Here is a 16,788-nt window from a genome sequence, read left to right as displayed (position 1 = left end):
TGAGTTGGGGGAAAAACCGTGACTATGGGCGAGGAGGAGGAATTTTTAGGGAGACGCTAATTTTCCAACACCATCCCCTTCATGGTAAATACCTTAGCTTAAAAATTAGACACTACCTCAACTAACTCTACTTTTGTGGGTATTACCTCACTTTTAAAGGTTTAACCAGTTTTTTCTCCCCCCGCTGTTGGTGATACGGCTGGTTGAAATACAATCAAGAGAGTAGCGCTTTCTACAAAGCTTATATTGAAGGCACTTGAGACGTTTACATTGCACTATTTTTAGTCGAATTAGTCATATCGTTGCCCCAATGCCTTATCCAGGATAAGTACACCACTGTGCCCGTCTGATGCTCTAGTGACAATCCATTTAAGAACTAAAATATCGTCGTTCCGGAAATAGGGTTAAGAGTAACTGATTAATGTAAACCTGACCCACTACGGGAGGCTTTTCTTGTACTTCTTCTGAAACTAATGGCGCAGTGGTGACCACCGTCGGAGCAGTTGGCGTCGATTCCCCAGGGGATCGATTTGAGGAAATCTGTTCTGCGGCCTCGGCGGTTGATGGCCTTGATTGCCTGGCAATGGATTCTTTTGCTTGATCTGACGGGGAATCTGTCCCCTTTGCAGGGGGCTCGTTGTCCCAGGGGGAAGGAATAGGGGCAATGGGGTTTGCGGTTGAAGGGGATTTTTTTTCAGTAACGCTGTCAGTTGTTGGAGAACTAGCCCCTACCGTCTGGACATCGGCAACCCGATTCATTAATAAGGAGCCGGGAGGAATTAGGACCTGGGCATCAATATCCTGCTGAAAAACGGTACTCCGGGAACCGAGACAAGCTGTTGCCCCAATGGTCACTGGCCCGATTACTAGACAGCCAGGGGCGATCGCCGTCTGCTCCTGAATTTTCACGTCACCGGCATGGGCGCTAATCACACTGCCTAAACCAATGCAGACTCCGGCTTCAATGGTAATTTGACAATCCGGAGCCGCTTCTAAAATAACCCCCGGAGCAATGACCGCTGTTTCGTGAATGATCACGTTACCACTCACAAAATATTCAGAAAGACTAACACTGTGAACGGGCGGTAACTGCATGGCAAAATCCGGGGGGCTGGTCAACTAGTAATTACTAGGGACGCTGAATAATGGTTTCCAACACCCGCCGTTTAGCCGTGGGATCTATGCCTAGTAAGCGGACATATTCGCCGTTATGGTCTGCCAAACAACCTTCTAGGGCCCGCAACACTTCCGACTCGTGGGTACTGGTGATAGGGGCACAACTCTGCCAGGATTTGGCTTTAAAGCGACGTTTATCCGTGTGTTCGGTGCCAATTTTGTAACCCTGGGCCAGGAGGGAACGCACCTGGGTAACCACGCTGTTATCTAGGCGCACGGCAGAATTACTGTAACCACCACCATTGCCACTGCCAAAGCCATTGCTGGAGGCACTACTGGATGTACTAGCACTAGACGAAGACGGCGATCGCCCAGCAACAACGTTGTCCCCTGGACGTTGAATAATCTGTTCTAACACCCGTCGCTTACCAACCCGGTCAATACCAATAATCCGCACATACTCCCCGGCATGATCTGCTAGGCAAGCTTCCAATTTGGCTAAAACTTCAGCTTCCCGGCCACCATCAATGGTGGGACAAGTATCCCAGGATTTGGCCTTAAAGCGACGTTTATCTGTGTGTTCGGTACCAATGCTATGGCCGTTGGCGAGTAATCCCCGCACCGTTGCTATCACTTCTGGGGTTAAACCACCAGCACTAGAGCCCCCGGCGGAGCTCACAGGGGCAGACTTATAGCCAACGGAACTGCTGGAACTAGAAGGTTTACCATTGCCATTACCATTGGGACGGTGTACAACAATTTCTGCCACCCGCCGCTTACCGGCTGGATCAATACCGATAATGCGCACATACTCATTGGTGTGGTCGGCCAGGAAACGATTTAATTCCTGCAAAGCTTCCCCTTCCCGATGACTACCAATGGTGCCTCCAGTTAACCAAGAGCCGGTTTTGAAGCGACGGGCACTGGCATATTCCAAGCCGATTTTATAACCCTGATGCAACAGGGCCCGCAACTGGTTAGCACTATCCCCAGCTAAGTTACCTGTTTGGTGGGCCACCGCACTCCGGCCGCTACCGCCACTGCTTAGGGCTTTGGTGGTGGTGGTACCCCGACTAGGAGAACCGGGAACATCACCGGGGCGTTGAATAATCACTTCCACTACCCGGCGTTTAGCCCCCTGGTCAATGCCAATGAGGCGGACATATTCCCCCGCAAACTCCTGGAGCCAACCTTCCACCGTGGCAATAACCTGGTCGGGACGGAAACCATCGGCGGTGCCACAGCTCTGCCAAGATTTGGTTTTGAAACGTCGTTCGTTGGCGTGTTCCGCCCCGATACCATAGCCCTGGGCCAGGAGGGAGCGGATCTGGTTGGTAATGTCAGAATTAATACTCATGTTGTCTATGGAATTTATATAGGGGGTTTCAGTAACGGGGGTAACGGCGGGGAGGGACTCCGGCAACACACACACGGTTGGATCAGTTCCCTGGGTTGGAGAAGCACTTTGTCCGTGCATGGCCGCAATCTGCTGGACAAAATGGCGATCGCCAGCTTGCACATCCGGTAAACTATCCGCCTGGTGTTGCTGGGTAATCATGGCACCGGAGGGCACCAATTTGTTGGGGGGAATTTCCACATCCTGAACTAGGGAATGCATCATCACCACCGCCCCATCCCCCACCCGTGCATTGAGCACAGTGGAACGGAAACCAATGAAGCAATTAGCGCCGAGGTAAACTGGGCCGTGGACCAAAGCCAAATGGGCCACACAGGTGCCCGGCCCAATCCAAACAGAATATTCCTGGTCATCATCCCCCAGCACCCGACCAGTTTCTAAGCCATGGATCACCACTCCATGTTGGATCAGCACATTACCGCCAATCCAAAAGGGCGTGCCCTCGTCCGCTCGAATGGAGCTCCCAGGGGCAACACTGACCCCGGGCTGAATGCGCACATCCCCCACCACATTGGCAAACGAATGCACGTAGGCCGTCGGGTCAATCTGGGGGTCTGCTAAATGTTTGGACCAAGGCCTGGAAGCCAAGGCGGTGCGAGATCCCATGCAATAGTTCCTCCTAGATACAGCCAACAACCAGCCCAGGGACTTTGCCAGCACTGCATCGGGTTCAAATATGTCCCAAGCAAAATCCTAGTTCCTCCACTGGATAGGAAGGATAGGAAAAAAGGGGGGAGCGTTATCTCCCATCATCCCTCTTGTTGTAGAGGGAGCCACTAGCCACATTAACTGTGTCGATGATGCCCACCACCATGGCATCCAAAGGGCGATCGCCATTGCCCCGTTCCTTACGGGCGGCACTACCCCGGGCCACCAGCACCCATTCATTTAAGCCTGCACCTACCACATCCCCCGCCACTTCATAGCGTTCCAGGGGTTGACCTTTGGTGTCGAGGAACTGAACTAAAAGCAGCTTGACGCCGGTTAAGTTCGGTGTCTTCGATGTACTGACCACGGTCCCCAAAACTTTGGCAAGTTGCATGGCTTAATTGGGCTCAAAATTTATAGGGAAAATTAACGGCGGATGATGGAAGGATTAACGATTTCCCGGAACTGTTCCACCGCCTCGGTGTAGCGAATGGGTAGCACATACTCCAGGTTTTCGTGGGGACGGGCAATAATGTGGTTAGACAAAACTTCACCACCGTTTACCCGACGGATGTTTTCAATGCCAGCGGTCACTGAGGCCTGTACCTCGGACACGTCACCCCGCACAATCACGGTGACTCGGCCGCTACCAATTTTTTCGTAGCCCACCAGGGTAACCCGGGCGGCTTTAACCATGGAGTCGGCGGCCTCCACAACGGCGGGAAACCCAAGGGTTTCGATCATCCCAACTGCAATTGACATAGGTTTAAGTTACTCCCAGGGAATATCAAATCAAAAAATCAAAACTACGCTGATCAGCGTCCATTGCCCAGGCTCGGCAGTCCTGGCTATTCTGTGTAGTTGACTACCGATCGCCAAACAAAGGGGAATTAATATGTCCGAAATTGTTCAACTTCTTCGGTATAGCGAATGGGGAGGACGTATTCCAGGTTTTCGTGGGGACGGGCAATGATGTGGGTAGAAAGCACTTCGCCACCGTTGACTCGGTTAGCGGCTTCGATACCAGCGGAAACAGAAGCTTGTACTTCGGAAACATCCCCCCGCACAATCACCGTGACCCGACCGCTACCAATTTTTTCGTAGCCCACCAGGGTGACCCGAGCGGCTTTAACCATGGAGTCGGCTGCTTCTACAACAGCGGGGAAGCCACGGGTTTCGATCATTCCAACTGCAATGGACATGGGGGATAGTCTCCTAGAATCGTGAAAGTGCGGGTAAAAGTTAGCAGGCGAGTTCGACTGTGGTCAGGGGCAGAGCCGGATCTGGCCATTCCCACCAAGGGATCAAAACCCAGAACCCGATTGATTGCCTAACAGTCCACAGTAACAGCTTTGGTGAACGGAAAAATCAAGAGAATTCAGAATAGGTTTTAGCAACCCAAGATAAACCCCCGACACAAAAAGTATCGGCTCTTGACAGCTTTTCCTGCTGTTGAAGTTGAATTTAGGAGGATAAATAAAAAATTTACGGAAATTTGATTATCTACCCTATGAAAAGCATAGGAAACCTTGGGCCCTTTGACAACATAAGGGATTATGATAATTTTTAATTCGACTATTCAGCATTACTAATCAAAAATCAGGGGGCAATCGCCGCTTTTGATACACATTTGGATAGTTAATTAACCGATGGCTATGGCCACCTAGGGGAGGTCTGTTTCCCCCATTAAGTAAAGGTCACAGGCTTTGGCTGCCCCCCGACCTTCGTTGAAAGCCCAGACCACCAAACTTTGGCCCCGGCGACAGTCCCCCGCCGCAAATACCCCGGGAATACTGGTTTCATACTGACCGTATTCAGCTTTAATATTGCCCCGGGCATCTTTATCCAATTTCATTGCATCCAGCAGTTGACTTTCTGGTCCCACAAACCCCATGGCTAGCAAGACTAATTGAGCTGGTCTGACCTGTTCCGTGCCAGCCACTTGCTGGGGAATAAATCGTCCCTGCCCATCCTTTTCCCAACGGACATCGACGGTATGGACTGCTTTGACCCGCCCCTGGTCATCCCCTTCAATTTTGGTGGCAGTGGTGAGGTAACTGCGGGGATCATGGCCATAGACGGCGGCGGCTTCTTCCTGGCCGTAGTCCATTTTGTAAACCTTGGGCCATTCTGGCCAGGGGTTGTTGGCGGCCCGTTCCTCCGGGGGTTTGGGCATAATTTCCAATTGCACTAGGCTTCTGCAACCGTGGCGGAGGGAAGTACCCACACAGTCGGTGCCGGTGTCCCCTCCACCGATAATTACCACGTCTTTATCCTTGGCACTAATGAAATTCGGGCCGGGAGTTTTATCTAAAATTGCCTTAGTGTTGGCGGTCAAAAATTCCATGGCGAAGTGGATGCCTTCCAGTTCCCGACCGGCGATCGCCAAATCCCTGGGCTTAGTGGCACCGGTACAGAGCACCACCGCGTCGTAGTCCTTGAGTAGGGTTTCCGGGGGTAAATCCTTGCCAATTTCCGTATTGCAAACAAAGGTGACTCCCTCTGCTTCCAGCACGTTTAAGCGGCGTAGCACCACTTCTTCCTTATCCAGCTTCATATTGGGAATGCCGTACATAAGCAAACCGCCGGGGCGGTCTTCCCGTTCATAAACCGTTACCCAATGACCGGCTTTGTTTAACTGGGCGGCGGCGGCTAAACCAGCGGGGCCAGAACCAACTACGGCTACTTTTTTCCCCGTGCGTTTTGCGGGCGGTTCCGGCGTTACCCAACCTTCCTGCCAACCCTTTTCGATGATGGAATATTCAATATTTTTGATGGTCACCGGAGGATTATTGATGCCCAACACACAGGAGCCTTCGCAGGGAGCGGGACAAACCCGGCCAGTAAATTCAGGAAAGTTATTAGTCTTGTGAAGCCGATCTAAAGCTTCCCGCCACAGCCCCCGATAGACTAGGTCATTAAATTCCGGGATGAGGTTATTGATTGGGCAACCACTGGCCATGCCACTGATCAAACTACCGGTGTGACAAAAGGGCGTGCCGCAATCCATGCAACGGGCTCCCTGGGTTTCCACCTGCTTATCGGGCATGGTCACATGGAATTCGTCCCAATTCCTCAGGCGATCGCCGGGGCTTAACTCTTGGGGAATTTCGCGGGTATATTCCAGAAAACCAGTGGGTTTGCCCATGCTCGTAGTTACCTCTTGTGGTGGGGGCGATCGCCGTAAATAAGGGATGTAAGCCTAGTTTAAAGCAGTTCCCAACCAATGGAGGGTAACTTTTATTGAGATTTGCTGGCCATGTTGCTTTTTGTTACAAACTTCCCCTCTGCCATTGGTACAAGTTACCAACAAAAATCCCTGGTGGGGCCATGGCCAAGCCCCGAACAACAATGATATTTTGGAATATGGGGCATTCAGACGGTCAAAGGTCGAAGTATTTTTAGCAAAAAATCAGCAATCAAACCATGGTCAATCCCATTGTGGTGGCGGCTAAACAGGGTCAATGGCAACTAGTGCAAGAATATTTATTCGCTGCCGCTTCAGACCAGGTTAACCAAAGGGACGAAAGGGGGCTGACGGTTTTGATGTACGCAGTAGCATCCCTGGAAATGACCACCGTCAAACAATTGCTACAAGCGGGGGCTGACCCCAATCGCTCCCGGCCGCCCCATGGCATTACCCCCCTAATGTTGCTAGCGGGATTACAGTCCAACCCTAATAACCCTGAAAAAAATCCGGTTCAACAGGCGATCGCCGCAATGTTGATGGAATTTGGTGCCGAGGTGAATCAAGGTAATGATGACGGCACAACGGCGTTGATGATGGCGGCCTATCGCAATAATTTACCTCTGGTGGAAACTTTACTAGCTGGAGGAGCCAGAGCCAAAATCCAAGACCAGCAGGGGACAACCGCCCTGGAATGGGCCATTAAACAGCAAAATTTGTCCATGGTTCGGAAGCTAATAGAGCACCACGCTCCGTTGGACCTCAGCGATGGGGATGGTAATTTACCCTTGACCCTGGCAATAAAAACAGGCGATCGAGTAATTGTTGACTATTTACTCCAAGCCGGTGCTCCCTGGGATCAGAATGGTTGGTTCACAGCGGTGGAGGAAGGAAACGTTGATCAGGTGAAAGCTTTCATCCAGGGCGGTTATCCCCTTACCCAGGCTGGGGATGGCGGCGATACAGCCTTACACATTGCTTGTTTAGAAGGTTACCAATCCATGGTGACCATTCTGTTAGAAAAGGGCCCCAAAGATATGGTCAATGCCGTCAATCAAGCGGGGGACACGGCCTTACATTTGGCGATCGCCCAGGGACATGTGGAGATTGTGACCCAACTACTCAATGCCGGCGCCGACGGTAATTTTTCCAGCAATGGGGAACCGCCCCTCCTAACAGCCCTCACTGCCACCCATGGGAATGCCCAGACCCAAGCGGTCATGGTTAACGCCTTGGGCCGGGCAGGGGTTGACCTGGACCAAACCCTATGGGAAGGAAAAACCCCCTTAATGCTGGCAGCCATGGCAAATCTCGCTGCGGTGATTACCACCATCGCCAATTATTCTGTCCAAGTTAACCGTGGTGATCCCAACGGATCTACTGCCCTGATGTGGGCTTGCCATCGGGGCCACGGGGCGGCGGTAGAAGCCCTGCTGACTAATTTCCCCGCTTTAGACCTTAATCTCAAAAACCAGGGGGGCCAGACCGCCCTTGATTTAGCACGATTGAATCATCATGGGGCCATTGTGGCCTTGTTGGAATCCTATATTTCCCGCAGCGCTTGATTATTGGTTAGTAAATTTATTCGATCTTAATTTCTCTTTTCCCACCATGGTTAATTCCCTACCGTCTCCTCCCCAACCTTTGCCCGATCGCCTGCTGGGGGAAAGTTGGCAATTTGTCGCTCTCCCAGCCCAGGATATTTGGCCCTATTTTGGCGATCGCCCCATGCGTTATCAAGCCATGCCAGAGCATTTGTCCCCTCTCCGGCTTGGTTTAGCCGCAGATTTACCCATCCCCGGTGTGGTTATTTACGGTGGTCGCCAATGTCGTTTCATCGGTGAATGGTTGGCGGAACAACAACCCAAAAGCCTGGTTTACATTGCCGAAGATCCCCAACAATCGGGGGGATTGGTGCTTCATACCCAAAACGGCGATCGATGGGTCATGGTCACCTTTAAGGATGGGGAAATGGCCACCGCAGCGGGGGTGTTCAGTCAGCGACAACAAAAAGCCAAGGGTTTACATTTTCTCTGGCTCCAACCGGATAATTCGGGGGTGACTACCACGGGGGTCTGGTTATTGCAAAAGTAATAGAACATTAGCATTTCCATTTTCAATTAAGCTCAAAGAACCTAGAAACTAGACCATGAATTTCTGAGTTTGGGACATGGTCGGGGCGATCGCCCGATGGGCATCCCTTAAGATTGTGATGAACCCTAGACAGTTGACAAAGACAATGAATATTCAGTTTCTCGGTAACATTACAACGGCCATACTGCTAGCAGTAGTGCTACAGATTACCCTTTGGCCCTCAGCGGCCCAGGCCTGCACCAGAATTTTGTGGAATAACAATAAATTAGCTGTGGTGGTCGGCCGAACAATGGACTGGCCGGAATCCACCGAGCCCGAGTTGATGGTTTTTCCCCAGGGCATCAAAAGAAATGGAGGCATGTTGGGGGACATGTTAGTGGTTAAAGACAACCCAGCCCAATGGACTTCCAAATATGGCAGTGTAGTCACCACGGTTTATGGCATGGGTACGGTGGACGGCTTGAATGAAAAAGGACTGGGCATGCATATGCTTTACTTAACAGCGACGGATTTTGGCCCCCGCAATCCCAAGAAAGCCGGGGTACAGGCGGGACTGTGGGGACAATATTTACTGGACAATGCCGCCACTGTGAAGGAAGCCCTTGCGTTGATGAATGAGATTCAGCCGGTAATGGTTGCCCTGGATGATATGAAGGCAACGGTGCATTTAGCCATTGAAGATGCCAGTGGAGATTCGGCCATTCTGGAATACGTGGAGGGTAAGCTGGTTGTCCACCACGGCCCAGAGTATCGGGTGATGACGAACGATCCCACCTACGATCAACAATTGAAATTCTTGGAAACTTGGGATTTTACCAATGCCACCCGCCAAACTCCCTTGCCTGGCAATGTGGATCCCAAAGATCGTTTTGTTCGGGCTAGCTATTACCAGATGATGTTGCCGGAACCGAAAACTGAACAGGAAGCCATTGCTGGTATTTTGGCGATCGCCCGCAATACTTCTGTTCCTTTTGGTGCCCCCAATAATATTCCTGGTTCTCTGTATAACACGGAATATCGCACCGCCATTGACCTAACGAATCGTCGTTACTTTTTTGAGTTAACCACTAGCCCCAATGTCATTTGGGTCAACCTTGATCAACTTAATCTTGCCCCTGGTGCACCAGTGTTAAGTCTTGATCCTGATAATTTGGATCTGTCGGGAAATGTTACCGATAAATTTACTAAAGTGCTAAAAAGTCCATTTTAGAAATTTGCCTAAAAATGCCCAATAACCTCCCAAGTTTTGGGAGAAATGAGATCAAATTTTCCCAGTATTGCCCAACATCTGGTTGACTAATTAAGCCGGGCCAGCAAAAAATTTCGTTAACCAATCCTTTAAAATCCAGGTGGCTCGGCAATCATCTTCGTTATAGCGCAAAATTAATTCCAAAAATTGGCGATCGCCAGTGGTTAACCAATTGTCATACCAACAGACCGACTGATCACCGCTGGCCTGGGCATCCCGCCATTGAAAACCTAACCAACTCGCTAGGGACTTGAGGGAATAACTTTCCACCGGGCAGATCACATGGTTGACCACATAATGATGTAAATCAAAACATTGTTCGAGGATTTTTTCCCGTACTTTTGGGGGCGTTCCATAAAGTTTTCCTAATCTCTTGATTGTTTCCCTTTCATACTCAGAAAAGTGATAAATGGGAGCATTAGGATAGGTCTGGATTAACTGGACAAATTCCTGCCAAATTAAGCCTTCTTCTTCGGGATCTTTGGCCATAAAACCATAGAATTTTTCCGTTTTTTGCCCATGGTCAACCACCACTACCCCCAGCAGATAATCCAAATTTCGTTCCGGTTCCGCTTCAATGTCGAAATATAATTCCACTGGCGATCGGGGTAGGGGATAAACTTTTTTCTCCTTCGCCATGGCCCGTTTTTCCACTAAAGCCAAGGCCTGTTGTTGTAATTGTTCGGCGATCGCCGTGCCCATTAATTCGGCCACTTGCTGGGTTTGCAGTCGGGCGAGGGAATCAATGGTCAAAACCCCCACCATTTGTAATGATTCGTAGCGGCTGGGGGTAACACCGGGTACCAAGGAAAGATGTTGTTGCTCCTGGGCAATGGCGTAGCAATGGTCATACCAGTGGCAGAGATTACATCGTTGGCGAGAAATAAATACCTCTGGTTCCCGCTGATGAATTAGGGTTTGCACACAGTCGGCTAGGGTTTGGTGAAAACGGGGCAACCATTCCAACAAATCCACCGAGTAAGAATTACCCCGCCGCAAAATAATTTCTACCCAACGGGGCAATGGTCCTTGATGTACCGCCAACAACTGGGCATAGAAGGCGGCTAGAATTTTGTACTCCGGTTTTGGCCGACGACCCAATTGGATACTCACTGGCCGATATTGCCATGGCCCCCAACGGGATTCACCAGGAACTTTAACCAATAAATGGGGATGGCCCAACAGTTCCAGCATTGGTAAATGGCCGTTGTTGTCGGTGTGCAAATTGACCGGCAAACTGTGGTAAAGACAACCCCGATAGATGCAATCTACCCCCTGGGCCATTAGGGTTTTGGTTTCCTGGGCCCGTTCTTGGCCAAGATAGGTGGGGGTTTCCGGTTCCCGATAATGGGGAAATTGTTCCTCCAGAACTTCCTGGATATGTCTTTGACTTTCTTGACGCAGCTTAAGCAAAAAGTCCCGCTCCGGGCGGCGCTCCTCACTGGAGCCGTGGGTGTTGAGATAGGCCCGGCGTTGACAACGCTTATAATCCAGCAAAAGAGAGTCGGTGACTAACATATCGCCCCAACGACCACTAGCTGGCAATTATTTCGGTTTACTGTGCCCCCATGGTTACTATTCTGTCGGGGAAATTCGCTGAGATCATCCACAAAGTTCACAAATCAAAAATTTTGCCTTAGTCAACCCCCATTATTCTACGAAAATGATTAATTTATTGCCGACATGACGCCCTCTTACTGCCACCAATGGGGATGGGCTGACAGAAAAAGTACATAGCTCGGAATGGCAAATTAACTATATCCAGTTGGAACGGGGTTAATTCCAGGCAGAGATTTTGAACTGTCCATGGTCTGATATGTAGCTAATCCGGGTACAACACAATCAGGTAATTAGATCTATGGGAATCTCACTGTCGAGAAAGGTGGCGATCGCCCTTGGACTGTTTGCGAGCTGTGTCAAAAATTTTGTGTTAGTGAACGAACCCTACGTTAAGACTTGCAAGAAACTTTTGGTATTGGCTCAAAAGCCTATTTGCAGACCGACAAACTCCATAGAGCTAGACGATAATTAAACTTAGCTGCCCCGGGGCAAACCACCGTTACGGCGATCGCCTTCACAGATGTGTCAGGATTCAATCAACAGTTAACGGATCAAATGTCGGCATTTTGCCAAGTTGCTTCCCCGGTGAACGAAAAAGGGACAAAATTCGCTCCCAATCAACCAGCCCATCGGGATTACACAGCGGCAGCCATGGTCCGTACTCTTAATTGCTTAGCCGAAGGAGCTAAGTAAGAAAATTAACCTATCTAGAATTTTATGTTGAAAAATATTTTTGCCCTGACAATTTTTGGGGGAATTTTTGGGGCTTTTCCCGTCCTTTCCCAAACGCCAATTCCCCAAACCGAAGCTCCGGCGAGAACCACAGATCAGTTAGTTGATCAAGTTTGTGGTTTTATCCAGTCCCAAAAGACTTTTAGTGTAGATATGGCCATTACCTATGATGAATTATTGGAGATAGGTAGTAAAGTTCAATACAGCGCTAACCAAGCACTATTAGTGGCAAAACCGAACCGTTTACGCTCCGATTATGTCGGGGATGAACGGGTAACAAATTTTTACTACGATGGTAGGAATTTTACCCTCCAGGCTCCCAATTTAGGATTTTATAACACTAAACCGGCACCGGATACATTGGATGGTGTGTTAGATCAAATTGATAGCAAATACGGCATCACTCTGCCCATGTCTAACTTGTTTGCCAGTGATCCCTGTGAAGATTTAAAAGCAGAAACCGAAAGTAGTTTCTTTGTGGGTAATAATTTAGTGGGTAATGAAGAAACCTATCAAATTTTGCTTCAGGGGGAAAATAGGGACTTTCAGATATGGATTAGTCAGGGGGAGCAACCTGTGTTAAAAAAGGCAATCATCACCTATAAAGACTTGCCCGGAGAGCCCCAATATACAGTGGTATTTTCCAATTGGAATTTCCAGCCAGAATTACCTAGCAGTGCTTTTACTTTCACCCCAGCTAAAGACGATGTAATGGTGGAATTTATTCCCCTAGATAAACTGAATTTGCCGTCAGAAAATTAGTGATTTTAAGACTGGATCATTTCCGGTCATATCCTTTAAAACTATGGGCCCAACTATGAAATCTTTAGTGCGTCAAACTGCCTGTTTATTTTCCATTCTCATTTTAGGATTGACCCTTTTACCCATGGATTCGGCCTTGGCTAGGGGAGGCCGAGGGGGAGGTAGTCGAGGGGGCGGCGGCGGTGCTTCTCCCCGGATGAGTTCCGGTGGTGCCAATCGGAGCGGTGGGGGAATGCAAAATCGGGGCAGTTTTAACAGTAGCAGTCGTTCCCAAAGTCGGAGTTCAGGGCAGGCTAACCGCCAAAGTAACCGTCAAGCCGGCAGTCAAAGTCGTCAGGACAACCGGCAAGGAAATCAACAAAACCGTCAGAGTAACCGTCAAACGGGGAGCCAGAATCGTCAGGATAACCGTCAGGGGAACCAGCAAAATCGGCAAGATCAAAGAACTCAAAGGACGGATACCCGTCAGGGAGAACGCTCTAACCGCACTGATACCCGACAACAAGGAGCAACCGATCGCCAAAATAATCGCCAAAACTTTGTGGACAACAATAATAATTGGTACAACGGCGGTGGCTGGTATGGGGGCGGTTACGGAGTGCCACCGGGATGGGGCTGGGTCGGCTTCACCACTGGGCTCGTTTTAGGAACGGCGATCGCCACTCCTCCTCCCTATTACGACACCGTCTATGTCGGTTCTTCGTCCTATATGTATTCCGATGGGGTTTATCTCCAACCCAGTGGGGATGAATATGTGATAGTTGCACCACCAGTGGGAGCGACAGTTAATTATTTACCCGATGGTTGTACTTCTGTGAGCTTAAATGGGGGATATTATTTCGATTGCGGTGGTATTTACTATCAACCATTTTTTGAAAATGGCATAGCAGTTTATCAAGTCGTGCAACTCTAATTATTAATTAGCCTAGAAAGTATTACAAATTTTATTCCTGTTATGACTGTCCTGTGATTAAACAAATATTTCCCATTTTCCAGTGGTTACCAAATTATCATCCTAGTTGGCTGAAAGCTGATGTGGTGGCGGGTTTAACCCTTGCGGCCTATGCCATTCCCGTGGCCCTAGCCTATGGATCTTTAGCGGGATTGCCCTCTGAGGTGGGATTGTATTGTTATATGTTGGGGGCCGTTGGCTACGCTTTTTTCGGTACTTCCCGTCAATTAGCGTTGGGACCCACGTCTGCTATTTCCATTCTTGTCGGGGTGAGTTTAGCCCCCCTGGCTAACGACGATGCTGGGCGTTATTTGATTTTGGCATCTTCCACTGCGATTTTGGTAGCAATAATTTGCCTGCTAGCTTGGTTACTCAAGTTATCCCAGATTGTTAATTTTATTTCCGAACCAATCTTGACCGGTTTTAAAGCGGGGGCGGCATTACAAATTGCATCTACCCAATTACCCAAATTATTTGGTGTGCCGTCTGGGGGAAGTAACTTTTTTAGTCGTATTTGGGATTTATTCCACCATTGGCAGGAAATTCAGCCTGCAACTTTACTGGTGGGAGGTTTGGCTCTGGTTTTGCTCGTTATGGGCGATCGCCTTTGGCCATCCAAACCTATTTCCCTGATGGTAGTGATTTTGGCCATTGTTGTTATGGGAATCACAAATTTACTCGAACAGGGGGTGAAAGTGGTGGGGGAAATTCCCCAGGGTTTACCTAGTTTTGGGATGCCCCATTGGAGTTTTAGTGACCTTGATAGCCTATTGCCCCTCGCCCTAGCTTGTTTTTTACTGTCCTATATCGAAGGTATTTCCACCGCCCGTAGTTTTGCCATCAAACATCACTATCGCATTAATCCAGAACAGGAATTGTTGGCGATCGGGGCGGCTAATCTGGCGGCGGGTTTAGGGCAAGGTTATCCCATTGCCGGGGGACTTTCTCAATCGGCAGTAAATGAAAAAGCAGGGGCAAAAACACCCTTAGCAATCATTATTACTGCCTGTATTATTGCCATAGTCTTGCTGTTTTTTACCGGTCTTTTCAGCAATTTACCAGAGGCAATCCTGGGATCGGTAGTTTTAGTGGCGGTAAAAGGGTTAATTAATATTCCTGAGTTACAACATCTCAAAAAAATTGCCCCTCTGGAATTTAAGGTTTCCCTTATTGCTCTGTTCGGGGTACTTTGCTTTGGGGTGCTACAGGGGGTTTTATTAGCGGCGATCGCCTCCATTTTGTTCTTGATCCATATTATTTCTTATCCTAGTAGCGCAGTTTTAGGAAGAATTCCTGGCTCTGACCAATTTAGCGACCTTGAACGTCATCCGGAAAATTTAGTCATTTCTGGGGTATTGATTTATCGAATCAATGGACCAATTTTATATTTCAATATTAATAACATCGAAAGTGATTTATTTAACCACCTTGCTCAACAGCAAGAGCCAGTAGAGTTAGTGATTTTTGAAATGGGAACCTCCCCTGGTATTGATACTCCTGCTGCTCGTTGGTTTAAAACCTTATCGCAAAGCCTTAATCAACAGGGCATAACTTTAAAATTAGTAAATGCTAGCGGGTTCGTGCGGGATCGTTTGCGGGCAGAAGGGTTAGAAGGTGAAGTAGGAACTTTCCGACGTTTAGACACCGTTGATTCCCTGATTTCTGAGTTTAATTGCCAACGATATTCAGATTTACCCCATACCGAAAATGACTGAAGAGTGACATTTTATTTTTACTTGGTAAATATAATTTATTCACATTTGAAATTCACCAATTTATCTATCCTGTAAATACGAAGTGAGACAACTATTGTTGCATTTTCTCCAAAATAGCGACAGAGGTGGGGGACTGACGGGTAAAGTAATTAAAAATTAATAGCTTAAACAGTGAATCCAAAAATACAGGCACTGTGGCAATAAAAATATAAACGGCGTGGCGATTTTCCGGTAGTCCAAAATGGCTTGTCAAGTTTTCCAATACCACTTCCCAACCATGGGCCGAATGAAAGCCAACAAACATATCTGTTAATAAAATAAAAATGAATACCTTGGTAATATCATTTAAAGCTAAAAAAGACTGACTTAAATATTGCTGAGTGATAATGGATTTACCACGAAATACTATGATCAAAACCACAAAAGCTACTAATCCAGCAATATCAGCGAGGAGATTCACTATGCCCTGTTGACTGTTAGTGGCAGCCTGGCGGATTAATTCTTCAGCTTTCTTCTTTAGTTCTTGATGAATTTTTTCCTGGTTGAGAGGTTGATTTTCTGATAGAAGCTGTTTGATTTCTAAAGTTTCTTTATAGCGAGCAAATTCTTCAAAATAGTGTTCAATGGTCTCCTCTTGATAGTGAATTTTTTCCCAGGCAACTATATCTACTCGGAAGTGTTGTACCAAGGGGGCAAAAACTAAGTTTTTAGTCAGTATTTGAACTGTCAAAGGAATGAAAATAAGAACTATTAAAAAACGAGTGGCAATGCGTCTTTGAAGTCTGAGATTACGGAGATTTTGTAAAATTTTCTGTTCATCCTGTGCGGATAAATCCCGTTGAATATTAAAGAAGTTACTACGTTTTGGTGAGATATTGTTAATTTCAGCAGAAGATTGGGAGTCAACTTCTACTAAATCTTCAGAAAAACGATATTTGGCAATAATCTTTTCAATGGCATCCAGTTTGACAATAATTTCAGCTTCTGTTATTTGAAAATCCTCACTATTGTTCAATAAATTAGTTGCGTTAAAGCGAGCTAGATTAAACTTAATTTTTAATAATTCCCGCTCTAAAGTAGATTTGAAATAGTTGTAGGTATTAACGCCTCTTTGACTGTCAGGGGCGATTTTGCCCCCGTCAAAATAGGTTTTCTCAATGGATTCGATCGCCTGGGCACTAACTTGGGCGTTATCCAAAGCGGCGATCGCCTGGCGGACTAACCAGTGGTGGAATCGATGGTTGGGGGAACCGAGTTTTTTGTCAGGTAACATGGTGGTAGGCTCTGGGCAAAATCAAGGGGAAAGGGAGCTTACAAATCAACGGAAGGTCCACCTCAATATTCCATAACAATCCG

Annotated in this window: 15 protein-coding genes; 7 read left to right on the top strand and 8 right to left on the bottom strand. The window is 48.1% G+C overall.

All coding sequences use genetic code 11. The annotated features are described in order from the left end of the window. Positions 1 to 369 precede the first annotated feature (369 nt). The 6 genes from H6G46_RS07110 to gltD form a co-directional block, all read right to left on the bottom strand. Complete coding sequence (locus tag H6G46_RS07110; RefSeq protein WP_010871402.1) at positions 370 to 1,095, bottom strand: hypothetical protein; 726 nt, start codon at positions 1,093 to 1,095, stop codon at positions 370 to 372. 34 nt (positions 1,096 to 1,129) lie between these two features. Continuing rightward, positions 1,130 to 3,139: a ribulose bisphosphate carboxylase small subunit gene (locus H6G46_RS07105; protein ID WP_014407066.1), complete on the bottom strand. Its 2,010-nt coding sequence runs from the start codon at positions 3,137 to 3,139 to the stop codon at positions 1,130 to 1,132. Between the two features lie 133 nt (positions 3,140 to 3,272). Continuing rightward, positions 3,273 to 3,575 (bottom strand): EutN/CcmL family microcompartment protein, encoded by a 303-nt coding sequence (locus H6G46_RS07100; protein ID WP_010871404.1) that lies wholly within the window; start codon positions 3,573 to 3,575, stop codon positions 3,273 to 3,275. A gap of 32 nt (positions 3,576 to 3,607) precedes the next feature. Continuing rightward, positions 3,608 to 3,943 carry a BMC domain-containing protein gene (locus tag H6G46_RS07095; RefSeq protein WP_010871405.1) on the bottom strand — a complete coding sequence of 112 codons (336 nt, stop codon included), beginning with the start codon at positions 3,941 to 3,943 and terminating at the stop codon, positions 3,608 to 3,610. Positions 3,944 to 4,071: 128 nt separating this feature from the next. Then, positions 4,072 to 4,383, bottom strand: coding sequence for a BMC domain-containing protein (locus H6G46_RS07090; RefSeq protein WP_010871406.1), 312 nt, complete (start codon positions 4,381 to 4,383; stop codon positions 4,072 to 4,074). A 461-nt stretch (positions 4,384 to 4,844) separates the two neighbouring features. Next, positions 4,845 to 6,329: a glutamate synthase small subunit gene (gene gltD, locus H6G46_RS07085; protein ID WP_010871407.1), complete on the bottom strand. Its 1,485-nt coding sequence runs from the start codon at positions 6,327 to 6,329 to the stop codon at positions 4,845 to 4,847. A gap of 278 nt (positions 6,330 to 6,607) precedes the next feature. On the opposite strand from gltD, the gene H6G46_RS07080 reads away from it, so the two are divergent. The 3 genes from H6G46_RS07080 (at position 6,608) to H6G46_RS07070 (ending at position 9,672) form a co-directional block, all read left to right on the top strand. Further along, the gene (locus tag H6G46_RS07080; RefSeq protein ID WP_010871408.1) at positions 6,608 to 7,933 is read left to right on the top strand and encodes an ankyrin repeat domain-containing protein; all 1,326 of its coding nucleotides are present in this window, start codon (positions 6,608 to 6,610) and stop codon (positions 7,931 to 7,933) included. Between the two features lie 46 nt (positions 7,934 to 7,979). Next, complete coding sequence (locus H6G46_RS07075) at positions 7,980 to 8,462, top strand: Tab2 family RNA-binding protein (RefSeq protein ID WP_020861386.1); 483 nt, start codon at positions 7,980 to 7,982, stop codon at positions 8,460 to 8,462. 145 nt (positions 8,463 to 8,607) lie between these two features. Continuing rightward, positions 8,608 to 9,672: a linear amide C-N hydrolase gene (locus tag H6G46_RS07070; protein WP_223211323.1), complete on the top strand. Its 1,065-nt coding sequence runs from the start codon at positions 8,608 to 8,610 to the stop codon at positions 9,670 to 9,672. A gap of 90 nt (positions 9,673 to 9,762) precedes the next feature. Here the strand turns inward: H6G46_RS07070 and H6G46_RS07065 are convergent, their stop codons facing one another. Further along, a complete protein-coding gene (locus H6G46_RS07065) occupies positions 9,763 to 11,229 on the bottom strand; it encodes a TM0106 family RecB-like putative nuclease (protein WP_010871411.1) in 1,467 nt (488 codons plus the stop codon). Between the two features lie 564 nt (positions 11,230 to 11,793). Here H6G46_RS07065 and H6G46_RS07060 point away from each other — a divergent pair. The 4 genes from H6G46_RS07060 to H6G46_RS07045 are packed head-to-tail and all read left to right on the top strand — an operon-like array spanning position 11,794 to position 15,432. Continuing rightward, positions 11,794 to 11,964 carry a hypothetical protein gene (locus H6G46_RS07060; protein WP_010871412.1) on the top strand — a complete coding sequence of 57 codons (171 nt, stop codon included), beginning with the start codon at positions 11,794 to 11,796 and terminating at the stop codon, positions 11,962 to 11,964. A 24-nt stretch (positions 11,965 to 11,988) separates the two neighbouring features. Further along, on the top strand, positions 11,989 to 12,765 hold the full coding sequence (locus tag H6G46_RS07055) for a DUF2092 domain-containing protein (RefSeq protein WP_010871413.1): 777 nt from the start codon (positions 11,989 to 11,991) through the stop codon (positions 12,763 to 12,765). Positions 12,766 to 12,808: 43 nt separating this feature from the next. Beyond that, positions 12,809 to 13,678 (top strand): DUF6515 family protein, encoded by an 870-nt coding sequence (locus H6G46_RS07050; protein WP_010871414.1) that lies wholly within the window; start codon positions 12,809 to 12,811, stop codon positions 13,676 to 13,678. 53 nt (positions 13,679 to 13,731) lie between these two features. Then, on the top strand, positions 13,732 to 15,432 hold the full coding sequence (locus H6G46_RS07045) for a SulP family inorganic anion transporter (RefSeq protein WP_010871415.1): 1,701 nt from the start codon (positions 13,732 to 13,734) through the stop codon (positions 15,430 to 15,432). Positions 15,433 to 15,523: 91 nt separating this feature from the next. Here H6G46_RS07045 and H6G46_RS07040 read toward each other — a convergent pair whose 3' ends face one another. Then, positions 15,524 to 16,705 carry a proton extrusion protein PcxA gene (locus tag H6G46_RS07040; protein ID WP_010871416.1) on the bottom strand — a complete coding sequence of 394 codons (1,182 nt, stop codon included), beginning with the start codon at positions 16,703 to 16,705 and terminating at the stop codon, positions 15,524 to 15,526. Positions 16,706 to 16,788: the final 83 nt, after the last annotated feature.

It is taken from the genome of Synechocystis sp. FACHB-908, from assembly GCF_014698595.1.
GTDB lineage: Bacteria > Cyanobacteriota > Cyanobacteriia > Cyanobacteriales > Microcystaceae > Synechocystis.
Note: the sequence above shows the minus strand (reverse complement) of the source record. Positions and strands in the feature narration are given on the sequence as shown.